General features: G+C 73.3%; 13 protein-coding genes and 1 pseudogene. 4 read left to right on the top strand and 10 right to left on the bottom strand.

Features of this window, described 5'->3' with window-relative positions; all coding sequences use genetic code 11:
* Positions 1 to 7: 7 nt before the first annotated feature.
* Positions 8 to 4,021, bottom strand: coding sequence for an FxSxx-COOH system tetratricopeptide repeat protein (gene fxsT / locus ACPC54_RS10800; RefSeq protein WP_498963498.1), 4,014 nt, complete (start codon positions 4,019 to 4,021; stop codon positions 8 to 10).
* On the bottom strand, positions 4,018 to 5,382 hold the full coding sequence (locus ACPC54_RS10795; protein ID WP_498963496.1) for a TIR-like protein FxsC: 1,365 nt from the start codon (positions 5,380 to 5,382) through the stop codon (positions 4,018 to 4,020). Before ACPC54_RS10795 ends, fxsT begins: the two co-directional genes overlap by 4 nt.
* 294 nt (positions 5,383 to 5,676) lie before the next feature.
* Here ACPC54_RS10795 and ACPC54_RS10790 point away from each other — a divergent pair, with 294 nt between their 5' ends.
* The gene (locus tag ACPC54_RS10790; protein ID WP_498963494.1) at positions 5,677 to 5,886 is read left to right on the top strand and encodes a DUF397 domain-containing protein; all 210 of its coding nucleotides are present in this window, start codon (positions 5,677 to 5,679) and stop codon (positions 5,884 to 5,886) included.
* Between the two features lie 110 nt (positions 5,887 to 5,996).
* Here the strand turns inward: ACPC54_RS10790 and ACPC54_RS10785 are convergent, their stop codons facing one another.
* Together ACPC54_RS10785 and ACPC54_RS10780 are read right to left on the bottom strand one after the other, a co-directional pair.
* A complete protein-coding gene (locus tag ACPC54_RS10785) occupies positions 5,997 to 6,380 on the bottom strand; it encodes a hypothetical protein (RefSeq protein ID WP_498963492.1) in 384 nt (127 codons plus the stop codon).
* Positions 6,381 to 6,479: 99 nt separating this feature from the next.
* A complete protein-coding gene (locus tag ACPC54_RS10780) occupies positions 6,480 to 6,869 on the bottom strand; it encodes a peptidoglycan-binding domain-containing protein (protein WP_498963490.1) in 390 nt (129 codons plus the stop codon).
* A gap of 420 nt (positions 6,870 to 7,289) precedes the next feature.
* Between ACPC54_RS10780 and ACPC54_RS10775 the strand changes: the two genes are divergently transcribed.
* Positions 7,290 to 7,850 carry a GNAT family N-acetyltransferase gene (locus ACPC54_RS10775; RefSeq protein WP_498963488.1) on the top strand — a complete coding sequence of 187 codons (561 nt, stop codon included), beginning with the start codon at positions 7,290 to 7,292 and terminating at the stop codon, positions 7,848 to 7,850.
* Between the two features lie 48 nt (positions 7,851 to 7,898).
* Here the strand turns inward: ACPC54_RS10775 and ACPC54_RS10770 are convergent, their stop codons facing one another.
* On the bottom strand, positions 7,899 to 8,639 hold the full coding sequence (locus ACPC54_RS10770; protein WP_498963486.1) for a hypothetical protein: 741 nt from the start codon (positions 8,637 to 8,639) through the stop codon (positions 7,899 to 7,901).
* A gap of 128 nt (positions 8,640 to 8,767) precedes the next feature.
* A pseudogene (locus tag ACPC54_RS10765) lies at positions 8,768 to 9,046 on the bottom strand (DUF6891 domain-containing protein); the annotation flags it as partial.
* Between the two features lie 158 nt (positions 9,047 to 9,204).
* Here ACPC54_RS10765 and ACPC54_RS10760 point away from each other — a divergent pair.
* Positions 9,205 to 9,969 carry a MerR family transcriptional regulator gene (locus tag ACPC54_RS10760; RefSeq protein ID WP_498963484.1) on the top strand — a complete coding sequence of 255 codons (765 nt, stop codon included), beginning with the start codon at positions 9,205 to 9,207 and terminating at the stop codon, positions 9,967 to 9,969.
* Positions 9,970 to 10,010: 41 nt separating this feature from the next.
* The gene (locus ACPC54_RS10755; protein ID WP_498963482.1) at positions 10,011 to 10,208 is read left to right on the top strand and encodes a hypothetical protein; all 198 of its coding nucleotides are present in this window, start codon (positions 10,011 to 10,013) and stop codon (positions 10,206 to 10,208) included.
* A 20-nt stretch (positions 10,209 to 10,228) separates the two neighbouring features.
* Here ACPC54_RS10755 and ACPC54_RS10750 read toward each other — a convergent pair whose 3' ends face one another.
* The 4 genes from ACPC54_RS10750 to ACPC54_RS10735 all read right to left on the bottom strand — a co-directional run bounded on the left by ACPC54_RS10750 (position 10,229) and on the right by ACPC54_RS10735 (position 15,060).
* On the bottom strand, positions 10,229 to 10,999 hold the full coding sequence (locus ACPC54_RS10750; protein WP_498963481.1) for an AAC(3) family N-acetyltransferase: 771 nt from the start codon (positions 10,997 to 10,999) through the stop codon (positions 10,229 to 10,231).
* Positions 11,000 to 11,019: 20 nt separating this feature from the next.
* Complete coding sequence (locus tag ACPC54_RS10745; protein ID WP_498963479.1) at positions 11,020 to 13,410, bottom strand: FxsB family cyclophane-forming radical SAM/SPASM peptide maturase; 2,391 nt, start codon at positions 13,408 to 13,410, stop codon at positions 11,020 to 11,022.
* A gap of 72 nt (positions 13,411 to 13,482) precedes the next feature.
* Entirely contained in the window at positions 13,483 to 13,668 is a 186-nt protein-coding gene (fxsA, locus tag ACPC54_RS10740) for an FxSxx-COOH cyclophane-containing RiPP peptide (protein WP_498963477.1), read from the bottom strand.
* Positions 13,669 to 13,962: 294 nt separating this feature from the next.
* Entirely contained in the window at positions 13,963 to 15,060 is a 1,098-nt protein-coding gene (locus tag ACPC54_RS10735; RefSeq protein ID WP_498963475.1) for an aKG-HExxH-type peptide beta-hydroxylase, read from the bottom strand.
* Between the last annotated feature and the right edge of the window lie 166 nt (positions 15,061 to 15,226).

Raw genomic sequence — 15,226 nt, 5'->3', positions numbered from 1 at the left:
CCCGCCGTCACACCGGCTGCGGCTCCAGGTCCCGGTTGATCCGCTTCCAGCCGCGCGCGGAGACCGTGTTGGGGTGCTCCTCGCCGAACTGCCGGATCAGCTCGGCGATCGCGCGGGCGCGCAGTTCGGCGGCCTGGGTGTGCCGGCCGGCCGTGCGCAGGGTGATCGCGAGGTTGGCCTCGCAGGCGACCGCGTCCGGGTGCTGCGGCGAGTAGCGCGCGCACAGCCCGGCGTAGGCGGTGCGGCCCAGTTCCTCGGCGAGCCGGATCTGCCCGTCGTCGCCGTAGGCGTTGGCGAGGTTGATGATCGCGTTGAGGGTGTAAGGGTGGTCGGCGCCGACCGAGGCGGTCAGGCCCTCGACGGTGAGCCGGCCGCGCTCGATGGCCCCGGCGACGTCGCCGCTGCCGCGCAGGTAGATGCCGAGGTTGTTGGCGCAGGCGAGGGTGAAGGGGTGTTCGTCGCCGAAGAGCCGCCGGTGGCCCTCGAAGACGGTGGCGCACAGGTCGCGGGCGGCCTCCTTGTCGCCGGAGGCGCTGTGGTCGGCGGCCAGGTTGAGCGCGCAGGCGAGCGCGTCGGGGGCGTCGGCGCCGTAGCGCTCCAGGTAGCGCTCGTAGGTCTCCTTGGTGATCCGGCGGGCCTCGGCGAGCTGGCCGGTGCGGCGCAGTGAGACGGCGAGCGACTTGGCGTTGCGCAGGTTCTCCGGGAGGTCCGGGTCGAGGACGTCGCCGAGGTCGGAGGTGACCTCCTGGAGGAGGTCCACCGAGCCGCGGTAGTCGCCGAGTTCGCGCAGGTCGCGGGCGAGGTTGGACTTGGTGGACAGGGTGTAGGGGTGCTTGGGGCCGAGCACGGCGGTGCGCCGGTCCAGGGTCTCCTGGTCGAGTTCGCGGGCGGCCTCGCTGTTGCCGACCAGCCGGTAGTCGATGGCCAGGTTGTTGGCCATCGACAGGGTGCGCGGGTTGTCGTCGCCGAACAGTTCGCGGAACTGCTCCAGGATCTCCTGGTCGAGGTCGAGCGCGGCCTGGAAGCGGCCGAGCGCCCGGCGGTCGGCGCCGAGCGAGCCGGCCGTCATCAGGGTGTAGGGGTGGTGCTCGCCGAGCAGGGCGCGCTGGCGTTCCAGGGTGGACTCGTCGAGGGCCAGCGCCTCGGCGTAGTTGCCCTGGGAGCGCAGCACGTTGGCGAGTTGGAAGCGCAGCAGCAGGGTCTGCCGGTCGTCGTCGCCGAGCTTGCTGGTCCACTCGGCGTCGAGGGCGTGGCCGAGGTCGCGGGCGCGGTCGAGTTCGCCGCGCTTCCACAGGTAGCGGACGCGGTCGATGAGCAGCTGGCGGGTGTCGGCCTCGTCGCAGTTGTGCGCCTTGGACGGCGACAGGTGTGGCCAGATCTCGTCGAAGGCGGGCCAGTTGGCCGGGTCGTCGGTGTCGCCGAGGACGGGCCGGGCGCCGGTGAGGATGCGGTGCACCTCGTGGACGGCGATCTCCTGCTCGTCCTCGCTCATGCCGGCCCGGATCACCGACTGGACGAGCCGGTGCACCTGGAAGCTGTTGCTGCCGGCGTCGACCTTGGCGAGCGCGTACCGGCCGATCGCCTGGATGACCTTGCCGAGCATGAACTTGTCGCTGAGGTCGGCGTCGTAGCGCACCAGCGCCCGGATCATCTGGTCGCTGTAGAAGAGGTTCATGGAGATCGGCTCGGGCGCGAAGAAGGCGCACAGCTGCAGCAGCCGGACGGCCGCCGGGGACTGCTGGCGCAGCCGGGCGATCGAGACGTTCCAGGTGGCGGCGACCGGGGTCGGGTAGTCGACGGGGCTGCCGACCGCGAGCGCCCGGGCGGCCTCGGCGTGCAGCTGGGCGACGTAGGTGTCGACGGGCGTGCCGGTGGTGTCCAGCCAGGCGGCGGCGACCTCGACGGCCAGCGGCAGGTCGCCGACCGCCTCGGCGACCCGGTCGGCGTCGGTGCGGGAGAGGCTGCGGGCGCGCCGGCACAGGTGCTCGATGCTCTCGCCGCGGGTGAAGACGTCGACTTCCAGTGCCTCGGCGTGCCCGGTCCAGGCCTGGTTGCGGGAGGTGACCAGGATGTGGCCGGAGCCGCCGGGGAAGAAGCGGCGGATCTCGGCGGGCTCGTCGGCGTTGTCGAAGATCAGCAGCCAGCGGGAGGTGGGCACGCCGCGGCGCAGCGCCTCCCGGGCGGCCTCGGCGGCCTCGGTGACGGAGTCGCCGACGCGCAGGCCGGGCAGCCGGCGGGCGAGGTCGGCGAGGGCGGGGGCGACCAGTTCGGTCTGTTCGGCGTCGATCCACCAGACCAGGTCGTAGTCGGACATGAAGCGGTGCGCGTACTCCAGCGCCACCTGGGTCTTGCCGACGCCGCCGAGCCCGTACAGGGTCTGCGGGGTGGGCAGCACGGCCGCCATGCCGCCGCGCAGCTGGTTGCGCAGCTGTTCCAGGACGGCGGAGCGGCCGGTGAAGGACGGGTTGCGCGGCGGGACGTCCCAGATGCTGGGCTTGCTGCCGGGGAAGCGCGGGCCGCCGCTGGGGGCGTCGGCGAGCGCGACGTCGCCGCGGCCGAGCGCGCGCAGCAGGCTCTGCACGGACTGCGCCTCGTCGCGGCCGACCAGGTCGACCGGGTTGCGGTTGCTGAACGGCGCGGTGAGCCGGACGTCGCCGACCCGGACGGGCAGCAGCTGGCGGCGGGTCCCGGAGGGGTCGGAGCTGACCACCGACTCCCACAGTGCCCGGGCCTGCGGGGAGCGCTGGTAGGCGGGCGAGAGGACGGCGACGGTGCGGTAGGCGGAGTCGATGCCGCGCTCGGTCTCCTCGCGCGGGTCGGTGCCGGCGCTGAGGTCGCGGGGCAGCACCCGGAAGCCGGCCCGGGTGAGCACGGACTCGATCCAGTCCGCCCACATCCGGTCCTCGGGGACGTAGGAGAGGTAGAGGTCGGCGGGGACGGACGGGCGGCGGCGGGTGAAGGCGTCCACGTAGCGCAGCCGCACCTCCTCGTCGACGGCCGGCAGGCCGCTGACCCGCCCCTCGGTGATCATCGAGGTGAGGCGTTCGCAGGCGGCCAGCATGGAGGTGGGGGTGCCGGTCTGGTCGCCGAAGGTGGCCAGGATCTCCTCGTAGGCGTAGAACGGCCGGTACGGGATCTCCACCGAGCCCCAGTACTGGGCGAGTTCCTCGCCGCCGAAGCCGGACGGCAGGCCGTCGAAGCGGACCCGGGCGAGGGCCCGGCCGGCGTCCGCCTTCTCCTTCTCGCCCTCGTCGATGCGCATCGGGACGGGCAGGATGCGGATGCCGCGCTCGCGGTAGCGGTCGTGGATGTGCTGGGCGATCCGGGAGGCGCCGTCGATGGACTGGTCGCTGAGGGTGAAGCAGACCACCAGGTCGTCGGGCATCTGCACGGTGCAGATCTCGGCGATGTCGGACAGGCCGGTGCGGGAGTCGATCAGCACGTAGTCGTAGCGCTTGGCCATGTCGGCCTTGAGGGCGTCGAAGAACTGCCCGCCGTCGAAGCGGTCGTAGAAGATGTCCCAGTCGAGGTGGGTGACGGCCTCGGAGTAGTCGCGGTTGAACTGCCCGGCGGAGAGGAAGTCCAGGCTGCCGCCGGCCGGGAAGTGCGGCCAGGTCAGCGAGATGGCGTGCGGGTGCACCCGGGCGAAGTCCAGGTGCCAGCCCTCGGCGTGCTCGACCGGGCGCAGCGCCTCCTCCCGGTACTCGGCGATCAGGTCCATCATCCCGGTGGTGCCGGCCAGGGACGCCGGGTCGAGGAAGGGGTGGAAGAACTTGGCGAGGCCGGGCGCCTCCAGGTCCCAGTCGACGGTGAGCACCCGGAAGCCGTTGGCGGCCAGGATCCAGGCGGTGTTGGCGAGCGCCATGGTGCGGCCGGTGCCGCCCTTGTAGGAGTAGAAGGTGATGATCCGGCCGTGGCGGTCCTGCTCGGCGGCGTCGCGTTCGGCCTGCCGCTCGGCCTCGCGCTGGGCGGCGAGTTCGGCGGCGCCGATGCGGAAGTTCCTGGTGCGGTTCTCGCTCATCGGGGTCCTCGTCCTCCCAGGGGCGCCGTCCCGTTCTCGGGGTCATCGCCGTCGTCGCGGTACGGGTCGTCGTCTCGGTAGGGGTCCTCGCCGTTGCCGCCGGGCCCGCCCGGCGGGCGGCGGAAGGCGTCCCGCAGGCTCGGGCGGGGGGTGGCCGGCTCCTCCGGTTCGGCCCGGGTGCGGCCCTCGAAGGCGTACTTGGCCTTCATCGCGACCCGGGGCAGCGCGTCGTCGAAGTCGTCCAGGGTGTGCAGCCCGGTGGGACCGGTCGCGCCGAGGAAGCTGGGCCGGCTGGCGCGCCGGTTGATCCGCAGTGCCTGGTCGCTCAGGTCGGTCAGTTCGGTGTCGCGTTCGGCGCACTCCGGGTCGTCCGCGTTCCACGGCTCCAGGACGCCGACCCAGGTGGCGTCGGAGCGGTCGAAGCGGCGGACCAGTTCGCGCCGCCGCGGGTCGCGCAGCGCCCAGCGGTCCAGCAGCAGCAGGCCGGGGGCCTCGGCGTTGCCGTCGATGATCGACTCGACCTCGTCGTCGAACTCGTGCACGGTCGGCTGGAAGCCCAACTGCCGGGCCAGCCGGACCGCGTGCTGCGCGATCGGCGAGCCGGCCGGACGGTAGGGGTGCCAGTCGGTGCGCCGGGCGCCGTAGAAGTCCGGGTTGCGGTCCGTCGGCAACTCGCCCTGGTGGTAGGCGAGGACGGAGATCCGCAGCTGCTTGGTCGGGGCGGACACGTTGAAGGCGCTGGGGAGGGAGTTGAAGTCCAGCCGCCGCCCGACCGGGATCACGGTCTCCTCCGCCACCTGCACGATCCGCGCCGCCAGCCGGTGCACGGCCAGCTCGTAGGCGGAGCGGAAGTAGGTGAGCTTCATCAGGGCGTACAGGCCCTCGGTGGCGTAGTCCGGCCCGAACCCGGCGTGGTTGAACTGCAGTTCACTGGCCACCTTGGGCAGCCGGTAGCGGCTCATCGGCGCCCACAGCACCGGGACGATGCCGCTGGTGCGCTCCGCGTCGATCGTCGCCGGATAGACCGGGCGCCGGGTGAAGGCGTGCCACTCCTGGCCGCACGGCACGCTGCTGAAGTAGCGCGGCGAGTACAGCGGCACGAACACCCGGCAGGTCGCCAGCTCGGCCGACAGCCGCTCCGCCCACAGCTCGCCCTGGTGCATCGACTCGTCCATGAACCCGACCGGCACCCCGGCCGGCGCGGTGGTGAGCTGCAGCACCGCCTCGCACAGGTCCCGGTACAGCTGCCGCACCCAGTGGTTCGGATCACCCGCGCCCCGCGCACCGGCTTTCGGGGTGTGCGCGTAGGAGAGGAAGAAGTACGGCCGGGCGTCGTCCTCGTCCCAGCCACGGTCGTTCACACGCGCCTCCCCCGGGCCCGTAGGCAACCTGGTTCCCGCAGCCCCCGTGCGGCGGGGCTTCAGTGTAGGAACGACTGACGCCCCAATGGAATAGCACATCGACCGGTACGAATTGACATGACCGAAACGACCGCCCCGGGCGGCCGGACCGGGCTTTCGCTGTACCGGTCAATGACTTGACGTCTGATCAATTCCCGGATCGTCCGCTCCGACACCTCCACACCCGCCCCGCCGTCCGGCACCGCCCCCGCTGCCCCATCATGGAGCCCGGAAACCCCAAGGAAGGCGGAGATCGTGACCAAGGACCTGTCCCACCTCGACTGGCAGAAGCCCAGCGGCGTCGACGAGAACACCCCCAACTACCTCGAAATCGCCTCCGAGGGCGACAACGTCTACATCCGCGAGAACACCAACCCGGATCTCGTCGTCACCACCACCCGCCGCAAGCTCGACGCCTGGATCAAGGGCGCCAAGGCCGGCGAGTTCGACCACTTCATCGCCTGAGGCCACGCGCCCCTGTGCCCCGGCTCACCGCCGGGGCACAGGGAGACGACGCCGACCGCGGCCGGCGGGCGCGGCGGGCCATCGCGCCGTGAGTGCTGCCGGGGCGGCCCTCAGCAGCTGGTGTTGGACGTGATCATGATGCCGGTGAGGGTCCCGATCGAGGCGAGGCTGTTGTTGGGCTGGCTCGCGTTGGTGAGGCACTCGTAGTCCATGGAACCCCCGCCGAGGTCGATGCGCAGCCACACCGTGTCCTGGTTCCGGGTGTTGACGACGCTGAAGCCCGGCCCGTGGTAGGTGCTCTGGTAGTAGCCGGTGATGTCCCGGAACTCGGCCACGATCGTGCTGCTGCTGGGGCCGTTGTAGACGCACACGTACGGGTAGGGGCAGCCGTCTTGGGAATCGGCGTGCGCACCGGTGGCGCCGACCATCGACATGGTGAGCATGGAGACGCCGACCGCGCCGGTCGCCGCGAGCTTCTTGAGTCCGATCCGCATGGTGTTCCTCTTTCTGTACGGGTGTCCGTCCGCCGGTCCGGCGCAACGGTGATCAGCGAATGACGGTGGGACTGCCCCCGGCACTCCCACGTGCGGCTGTCAGCTGTAGGTCGGGACGAACGGCTGGCAGTAGCCGTTGGGCCCGGCCGCCGGATCGTTCCAGTCGTAGTTCAGGAGCTTGCTGCCCGTCGCGGGGCCGACGATGCCGTCCGCCTGGCTGCTGCCCAGGATCACCTGCTGGAAGTTCCGCACGGCGTCGTCGGTCTGCGGGCCCCACTGGCTGTCCTCGGTGATGTCCACCAGGCCGGCCGCCCGCCGGTAGTCGTTGACCAGGTGCTGCACACACTTCACCCCGTCGCCCGACGTGGTGTAGCCGTAGCCGAGCCAGGGGGCGGTGGTCGACGCCTGCGCGGTGCCGGTCAGTGCGGCGGTGGAGAGCGCGAGGCCGGCGACCGCGACCAGGCCGCGGCGGATCGAATTCTTGATCACGGTGGTCCGTTTCGGTAGGGCGCGGGCTGTTCGCGCCGCTGGAGGCACACTGGCGGAACCTCGATCCCCGCCTGGGGGGACACATCCGGTCTCCGAGGTGCGGCGCCCACCCTGACAGCCGGTCATGGCGGCGGCAACACGTGATCCGCTGTCCCAGCGTTCCATTTGCCCACAGGCCCCTGACCTGGGGATTGGGACGTCTCACAACCCGACCGGCCCCTGCTCGGTGTCGCGCCCGTCCCACCGTTGGGACGTCTCAACCTCCGTACGCCGGGGCGCGCCCGGGAGCCGATACCGCCTCGTCAGGGCGCGGTGAGACGAGTGAGACGGCCCCTGGGCCACCGGCGCCCGTGCCGAACCGACCACGGGACACGGGGATATCCGGTGGCAGGCCCCTTGCCCCGCGACGAAGATCGCGGCATGCATGTCTTCCTTGCGACCGACCGGCTCGTCCTGCGCCCGTTCACCGAAGCCGACACCGACCACCTCTTCGCGCTGGACAGCGACCCCGAGGTCATGCGCTTCATCAACGGCGGCAAGCCGACCACCCTGGACGCTATCCGCACCCGGGTCATGCCACGCCTCCTCCACGACCACCCCTGCACCGGCACCAGGGGCTTCTGGGCCGCCGAGGAGAAGGCCACCGGCGCCTTCCTCGGCTGGTTCGAGTTCCGCCCCCTCGACGACCACGACCTCGCCGTCGTCGAACTCGGCTACCGCCTCAACCGGGCCGCCTGGGGCAGGGGTTACGCCACCGAGGGCTCCCTCGCCCTGATCGACAAGGGCTTCACCGAGCTCCGCACCGAGCGCGTCACCGCCAACACCATGACCGTCAACTCCCGCTCCCGCCGCGTGATGGAGAAGTCCGGCCTGACCTTCCTGCGCACCTTCACCGGAGACTGGCCCGACACCATCCCGGGCTCCGAACACGGCGAGGTCGAGTACGAACTCACCCGCGCCCAGTGGGAACAGCGCCGCTGACCACCCGGCGCAGGAAGTCGGCCCAGCCGACTTCCTGCGCGGTGTCGTTCAGTGCTCGGCGGCGTTTCTGAACTGCAGGGCGATCGCCCCGGCCTGGTGAATGTCCGTGCTGCCGAAGACCGCGACGGCGCCCGCCGTCGAGGCGTCGATCCAGCGGCACACCGCCGCCCCGTTGGCAGCCTGCATCCCGCACTGCATGGCTCCGCCGAGCGGGCCGGCATCGACGTCCTGGGGATCGTCGACTTTGGCGCCGGCGAAGTAGTTGTTCAGGCCCCAGGAAAGGGAGTGGGTGGCGTTCTCCCGGGCCAGCTCGGGATTCCACTGAGCGGTGGAGGCACTGAACATGAGGCTCGGCCGGGTGCCGTCCGGCGTGGCCGAATAGAACCAGTAGTGCTCCGGGGCTCCGCTCGGCATCCGGGCCGTCAAGCGGGCCGCAGCGTCTCCAGTGATCAGGCGGTAGCCGGCGACTGCCTCTGGAGCGTCGATGGTGCGGTCGGCCGGACCCGACTCCGCGGCCGGACCGTACGAGGGGTCCGAGCCCATGTCCACGACCACTGCGGCCACGGCGGCACCGGCAACGAGAAGCGTCGCGAGAACGCTGATGGCCCTGCGCTTCCTCCGCAGGGCAGCGACACGGGGTGCCTCCTCCAGCGTGCGAGCGACGGGGTTGCGCCAGGTCCTGGTCGCAATCCAGGCGAGAATAACGACAATCAGGGCGGATATGCCCCATATTCCAATGGATTGTCCGAGTTGGAAGGCATGCGAATGCGTGTCAACGGCAAGGATCACGCGGCGGATCGTAGCGGGCACGCAGAACTCGGGTGCCGGACAGCTGTCCCGAGCCGAACCTCTACCCGCGCAGGAAGTCGGCCCAGCCGACTTCCTGCGCTCGTCCGCTCCCGGCCGTGCTCGAACCAGCCGATCAGGCGGCGGCGCCAGTCCAGCGGCGCGACCGTGATCGCCCGCGCCGGGTCACCGTCCCAATCGACCCGCAGGCCGGCCGCTTCCACGGCGGCCATGACCTCACGACCAACGGCTGCGGTGGTCCCGGACGAACCGTCGAAGCCGCCGTAGAGGAGCGTCAGGCCGTGCCCGGCGGCGACGGAGTCCGTGCACTGGCTGTGGAAGTGGACGAAGCCGCGGGCGTCGGGCCCGCCTTCACCGCCGATCTCCGCCTGCCCGCAGCTGCGGCAGCAGTGGCTCTCCCGACACGGCGCCGGACACCCTGGACCTGACCGCCCTGGCCCCCTGCGTCAAACCCGGCGCCAGCCCTGGGGCTTCCGCGAGCAGGTGACCACGAGCCCGCCCGGGGCGGGCTTGCACCTCACGCGGCGTCAGGGGGCATCGTGGGGGCATGAGCATCGACCAGACGTGGAAGGTCGGACCGCTCGCCGAGGCGAGTGGGCTGACGGTGCGCACCCTGCACCACTGGGACCAGATCGGGCTGCTCAGCCCGTCCCGGCGCACCTCCGCCGGGCATCGTGAGTACACCGAGCAGGACGTGGTCCGGCTCTACCAGGTCCTCGCCCTGCGCCGACTCGGCCTCGGGCTGGAGAGCGTCGCCACCTGCCTGGACGCCGGGGTGGACCCGGTCCGACTGGTGAGCGAGCACCTGGCCGACGTCGAGGCCTCCCTCGCGTCCCTGGAGGCCCTGCGGCAGCGGCTCACCCACGTCCGGGCCGAGCTGGCCTCCGAGCGGGAGCCGGAGGTCTCCACGCTGATCGGCGCGCTCCAGGCGATGGGTGGCGCCGGTCCGGAGCGTACGGAAGCGCTGCGGCGCCACCTCGACGGCGACCAGCTGCGGACCCTGCACGACCGGGCGGCCGCCCTGGGCCCCGCCGCCCACTACCTGCTGCAGGTCGAGTGGCCGGAGCTGTACCGCCGGGCCGAGGCGCTGCGGATCGCCGGGGTGGAGCCGACCGCGCCCCCGGTGCGGAAACTGGTGGCGCGGATGGACGAGCTGAGCGCCCTGTTCAACGGGGGCGACGGCAGCGTCTCGGCCGGGGTGCGGTCCGCGTGGCACGACGAGCCCGCCGCGATGTCCGGCGACCCGAGCACCCCGGCCGACGCCTGGCACGACCTGTCCGCCTACCTCGACCGCGCGCGCTCCGCCGCGTGACCGTTCACCTCCCCAGCCGCCCCCGACCCCGAGGATTCCCCGTGACCCGTCGCACCCGGCTCGCCCTCTCCGTCTCCACCACGCTGCCCACGCTCCTCACCGCCCTGGTCGTCTTCGCGGTCCTGGCGTTCGGCGGCGTGCGGCTGTGGAACGTCCTCCCCACCCTCGTCCTGGCCCTCGCCGTCCAGGCACTCGTCACGTACTTCCGGCTCGGGCGGCCCCCGGCCGGGACGCCCTGACCGACTGCCGTACGGCCGGATCAGCCGCCGGCGGTACGGAGGTGGCGGTCGGCGAGGTCGACGGCCTCCCGCACCGGCACGAGGCGGCAGTCCGCGCTGCCGACCCGGGCCGTGGTGACGCCGTTCGCGTCGGCGAGGACCCGGGCGCCGAGCTCGGCGAAGTGCAGGTCGTCCAGGTCGGGGGCCCTGAAGGTGGTCCAGCCGTCCGCCGCCACGCACCGGTACTCGCGCAGGCGCACGCCCGGCTGCCGCAGGTCGGCGAGGTGGAACGCGGTGAAGTTGGCCATCGGCACCCCGAGCATCAGCACCCGCGCGTCCAGCTCGTAGAGCCGCCCGAGCGGCGAGTCGGGGCCGAGGTGCGAGGTCAGCGGGTGCCGGGCGGTGATCTCCTCGGCGCGGAGCCCGATGGCGGCCCAGGAGGTCTGCGGATGGCTGCTGCGCACCGCACCCGGCCGGGTGCGGACCGCCTCCGACAGCGCCCCCATGGTCGGCGAGCACGGCGTGGCCGCCGGGTCGAACGGCGGCATCCGGTCGCGATGGGCGTCGACCTCCGCCGGGGACAGCCCGGCGACGGCGGCCTGGTGGACCCGGGACGTGGCGGAGTTCTCGGGCGTGGCGGTGTACGCCACCAAGGTCCCCTCGGGGCCCAGGACTTCGAGCAGGGCGTCGACGACCGCCGCCGCCCCGCCCGCCACCGGCCCCAGGGCCCGCAGCGAGGCCTGGACGTGCAGCACCGTGCCCGGGCGGACACCGAGCCCGGTGAAGGCGGCGGCGAGCGCGGAAGTGGACATCACGGCACATCCCCCTCGGATCAGGCTTCGACCGGCTGGAGCCGGACCCGCATCCGCTCGGCGTCCCGCTCCGCCGCGGCGGGCAGCGGCACGGCCAGCCACGGTGTCACACTCTCCCGCATCCCGTCCGCGAAACGTCCCCCGAGCGCGGTCAGCGACCCCGACTCCGCCAGCCGGTCGACCGCCTCCGCCGTGTACCGCCGCCAGAGCGCGAACTGCGCCCGGGCCCGGTCGGCGGCGTCCCCCGGCAGCCCGTCGTACGCGGCGGTCCGGGTGCCCCAGTACTCCGTCACGGCCAGGTGCGCGTAGGTGCCCTGCAGCAGGCCCTCCAGCGGCCGCGGGTCGGGCCGCCAGGGCGCGAAGTACAGCCGGTCGTCGGCGCGGTCGAACAGGTCGTACAGGTCCAGCACCGCGCCCAGCTTCACGTGCTGGAACTCGTGCGCGAGCAGCAGCGCGAGCGTCGGTGCGGTCGACGGCCGGGCGATGGCGACCGCGCCGTACGCCTGCCGGGCGGCCGAGCTGACGTCCCGCCCGGCCGGTCCGGGCCGCAGCGGGGTGATCGTGGTCAGGCCCGCCCGCAGGCCGTCCGCGTAGCCGGGCAGGTCCCGCCCGAGCAGCTCCCACGCCTCGCGCAACGCGCCCGTCCAGTCGAGCAGTTCGCCCGCCGGGAGCCGCCCGGCGACCGGGTGGTCGTGGCTGTCGCGCAGCGGGTCGACGTCCTCCAGCGTGACCGTCCACCCCCCGGCCAGCCGGACCCGCCGCAACGGCTCGTCCAGCTCCCCGCGCTCCGAACCGTCCGCGGCCCGCACCCGGAACCCGTCCGCCAGCCCGGTGACGACGGCCTCCCCGTCCGGCACCGCGAGCCGCCCGAGCGTCGGCAGGTGCAGCCACCCACCGCGCGCCGGCACCGCCACCGCGTCCCCCCGCCCGGCCCGCACCGCCGCCGCCGCGGCGAGCGCGGCCAGCGGCCCGAGCCCGACCGACAGGTCCCCGGCCAGCCGCCGCGCCGCCCAGGCCCGCGCGTACGGATGGGCGAGCACGGCGTCGACGGCCGCGGGGGCCTCGACGTCGAGGGCCGCGAGCAGCGCCCACGCCTCGCCGCGGCCGCGGCCGGAGGCGTCCCAGGCGGCGGCCAGCATCGCCCGGGTCAGGGCGAGCTGGGCGCGCCGGAGCGCCCCGACCGCACCCGCGCCGCCGTACCCACGCGCCAGTTCGTCCAGGTGTGCCGGGTCGAGCGGGGCCGGCCGCGCCGGCTCACCGCCCTGCGCCGGCACGGGCACGGAACTTCCTTGCCCGGTCATGCTGTTGATGAGCGTCATGAGATCCCCGCAGTAGACGGAGGGATGGTCGAAGCCGCCGCTTCCGTGGTGGCTCCGGTAGCGGTGGGCGTACAGTCCACCGCCGCAGGAACGCACCACCGGGCAGCTGCGGCAGGTCTCGCTGAGCCCGGCGAGGCCCGATTGGCGGGCAGCGATGCCGGGGTGCAGGGCGAGGTCGTCGAGGCTGTGCCGGAAGACGTCCATGCCGGTGGCGGGCGCCCCGTCGTAGGCGGTCTTCAGGCTGTCGGCCTGCTCGAAGCTGCCGTCCGTCTCGATCACGGCGAGGTCGGAGGGTTCGAGCCCGAGCGACTCGGTGAGGCTGGAGAGCCCGCGCCATGTGCGGTGCACGGATTCGAAGGTGCGGACGGCGAACGGCCGCCGGTCCGCCTCCCACAGCTCGTGGACGGTGAGCAGCCAGTCCGCGTACGGGGTGGCGCCCCGGCCGGAGGGACGTTTCGGCGGGTCGTCCCAGGTGGCGTGCGGCAGCAGGAAGTCGACGGCGGGCGGCTGGAGTTCGGCGAGCGCGCGGTACACGGCGACCGGGTCGTTCTCGACGTCGATCGTGCACAGCAGCCCGGCGTACAGGTGCTGGTAGGGCGGCTCGCGCAGCAGGGCGACCGACCGCAGGACCTGCGGGTGGCTGCTGCGCCCGTCCGCGAAGCGCCGGTGTCGGTCGTTCGCGGCCCGGTCGCCGTCCAGGGAGATGCCGACCCTGACGCCCAGTTCCGCGAACAGCTCGCAGAACGAGCGGCTGAGCAGCACGCCGTTGGTGTGGATGCGCAGGTCGAGGGCGCAGCCGGGCGGGAGTGCCGCCCGGAGCGCCTCGGCGGCGCGGCGCAGCCGGTCCGGGCCGGCGAGCAGGGGTTCTCCCCCGTGCAGGACGACCCGGACGGCGGTCAGCCGGTGCGCGGCCGCGTGTTCGCCGATCCGCTCGGCGGTCTTGGCCAGGATCTCGTCCCCAGTCGCCCTGGGACGGGTGCGCCAGCTGCTGTCCGCGTGCTCGTAGACGTAGCAGTGGTCGCAGGCGAGATCGCACCGGCTGTGCATCTTGAGCACGAATTGCGTCAGGGGCACCGGAATTCGTGTCGGCATGGGCCTGGTGATGGTCTGCGGCGTTCTCGTGTGGTCGGCTCGGCCTGGGTCCGGTCGGCGTTCGCGGCCGGGTCAGATCGAGGAGTTGAAGGCGGCGACCGGCACGCGGCCGGATTCCGCGGCGGGGAGCGCGCGCTGCAGCCGGGTGGCGAGTTCTTCCGCGCCGAGGGCGGCGAGATCGGCGAGGGAGGTGCGCTCCGGCGTCTCCTGAGTGTCAGTGAGGTTGCCGGCCGGCCTGGTGCTGGTTACCGGAGTCATATTCGTTTCCTTAGGCGCGGTTAGGACCTGCCGAGGGCGGGTAGGCCACCCGGTTGCGACTTAATGTAGTGCCCGTGCGGACTCCGCGCGGCACCTTGTGTCCTCAAGTTCGTCTGCCCGGCCGGTCGGCGCAGTACGGCGGCGCCCGGCGCCCCGAGAATTCACCCGTTCAGCGGTCGCGCACTTCCCCTGGGCGCGCGCCGAAGCGCGTTGACCGGAGCAGGCGTTCGATCCCTCCCCGGGCGGCCTGCCCGGCACACCCGGATTCGGGGCCGGACCGGACCGGGTCGCCCGTCACCCTCGCCGTTTCGCCGCCGGACCGTCCAGCAGGCGGACGGCGCGCACCAGCTCGTCGGTGAACTCCCGCCCGTGTGCGGTGAGTTCGCCGGAGTCCAGGAGGGTCCGGCCGGCCGCCAGGGCGTGCCCGCGCCAGCAGGTGAACTCCCGCTCCGCGCGGGCCGCTTCGCCGTCCCCGGCGGCCAGTTCGGCGGCCCAGAAGTCCGCGACCCCCAGGTGCGCGTACGTTCCCTGCAGCAGCGCACCGACCGGGCGCAGGTCGGGCCGCCACGGGGCGTGGTAGACGGCGGCGCCGTTCGGGCGGTGCAGCGGCACCAGGTCCAGCAGGGCGCCGAGTTGAACGTGCAGGAACTCGTGCACCAGGGCCAGCGCCAGCAGCACCGGGTCCCCCGGCAGCGAGGCCGCCACCGCGCCGTACGCCCGCCGGGCGGCGGCGCTGACCGCCTCACCGCCGGGCGCCGGGCGCAGCGGCACGATCGTGCCGACGCAGGCGGCGACGGCCTCCGCGTGCCACCGGTGGCGCCGCACCAGGATCTGCCAGGACTGTTCCAACTCGATTGCCCACTGCGCGAGTTCGGCCTCCGAGAGCGGGCCGGCCGGCGGCCGCCCGAAGTCCACCCGGCGCGGCCCGGCGTGCTCGACGGTCGGCGCCCAGCGCAGCCCGTCGCACTCCAGCTCCAGCCGCGGCCCGGACGGGGGGACGGCCCGCAGGAAGTCGCCGAGCCCGTCCAGCGGGACGGCCTCACCGGCCGCGAGGCCGCGCAGGCAGTCCGCCGCCCAGGCGTCCAACTCCGGGCGCAACAGCGACTCCTCCCAGCGCGGCCGGTCGTCCCGCTGCAGCGCGCACACCCGGGCGTAGGCCGCGCGGTAGCCCTCGTCGCCGGGCGCGGCCCGACGCAGCGCCAGCAGCAGCAGCGCCCGCTTGCTCAACTGTCCGGCGCGCAGCAGCCGGACGGCCTCCGGTCCGCCGCGCGCGCCGGCGATCGCCCGGAACGTCGCCCGGTCCACGCCGTGCCGCGGCAGCCCGTCCGCCGCCCGCGCACCCGGCACCCCGGCCGTCTCCGCCGCCGTCACCGTCTCGCCCCTACCAGCCACCGGTCGTCCTCCTCCTGTCCGGTCCGCTCCGGCCAACCCGCCGCGCCCGCCCGCAGTTTCCCCGTCCGGCCGCGGATCAGCCGATCCGGTGCCGCGCATGACCCGAACGGGTGAGCGGCGATCGGGCGCCCCGGTCACGGCGCCGGGATCCTCGACGGCGGAAAGG

It is taken from the genome of Kitasatospora sp. NPDC094028 (genome assembly GCF_049543595.1).
In the GTDB taxonomy this organism is placed as follows: domain Bacteria; phylum Actinomycetota; class Actinomycetes; order Streptomycetales; family Streptomycetaceae; genus Kitasatospora.
The sequence above is the reverse complement of the archived record's forward strand: the minus strand, read 5'-3'. Positions and strand labels throughout refer to the sequence as shown.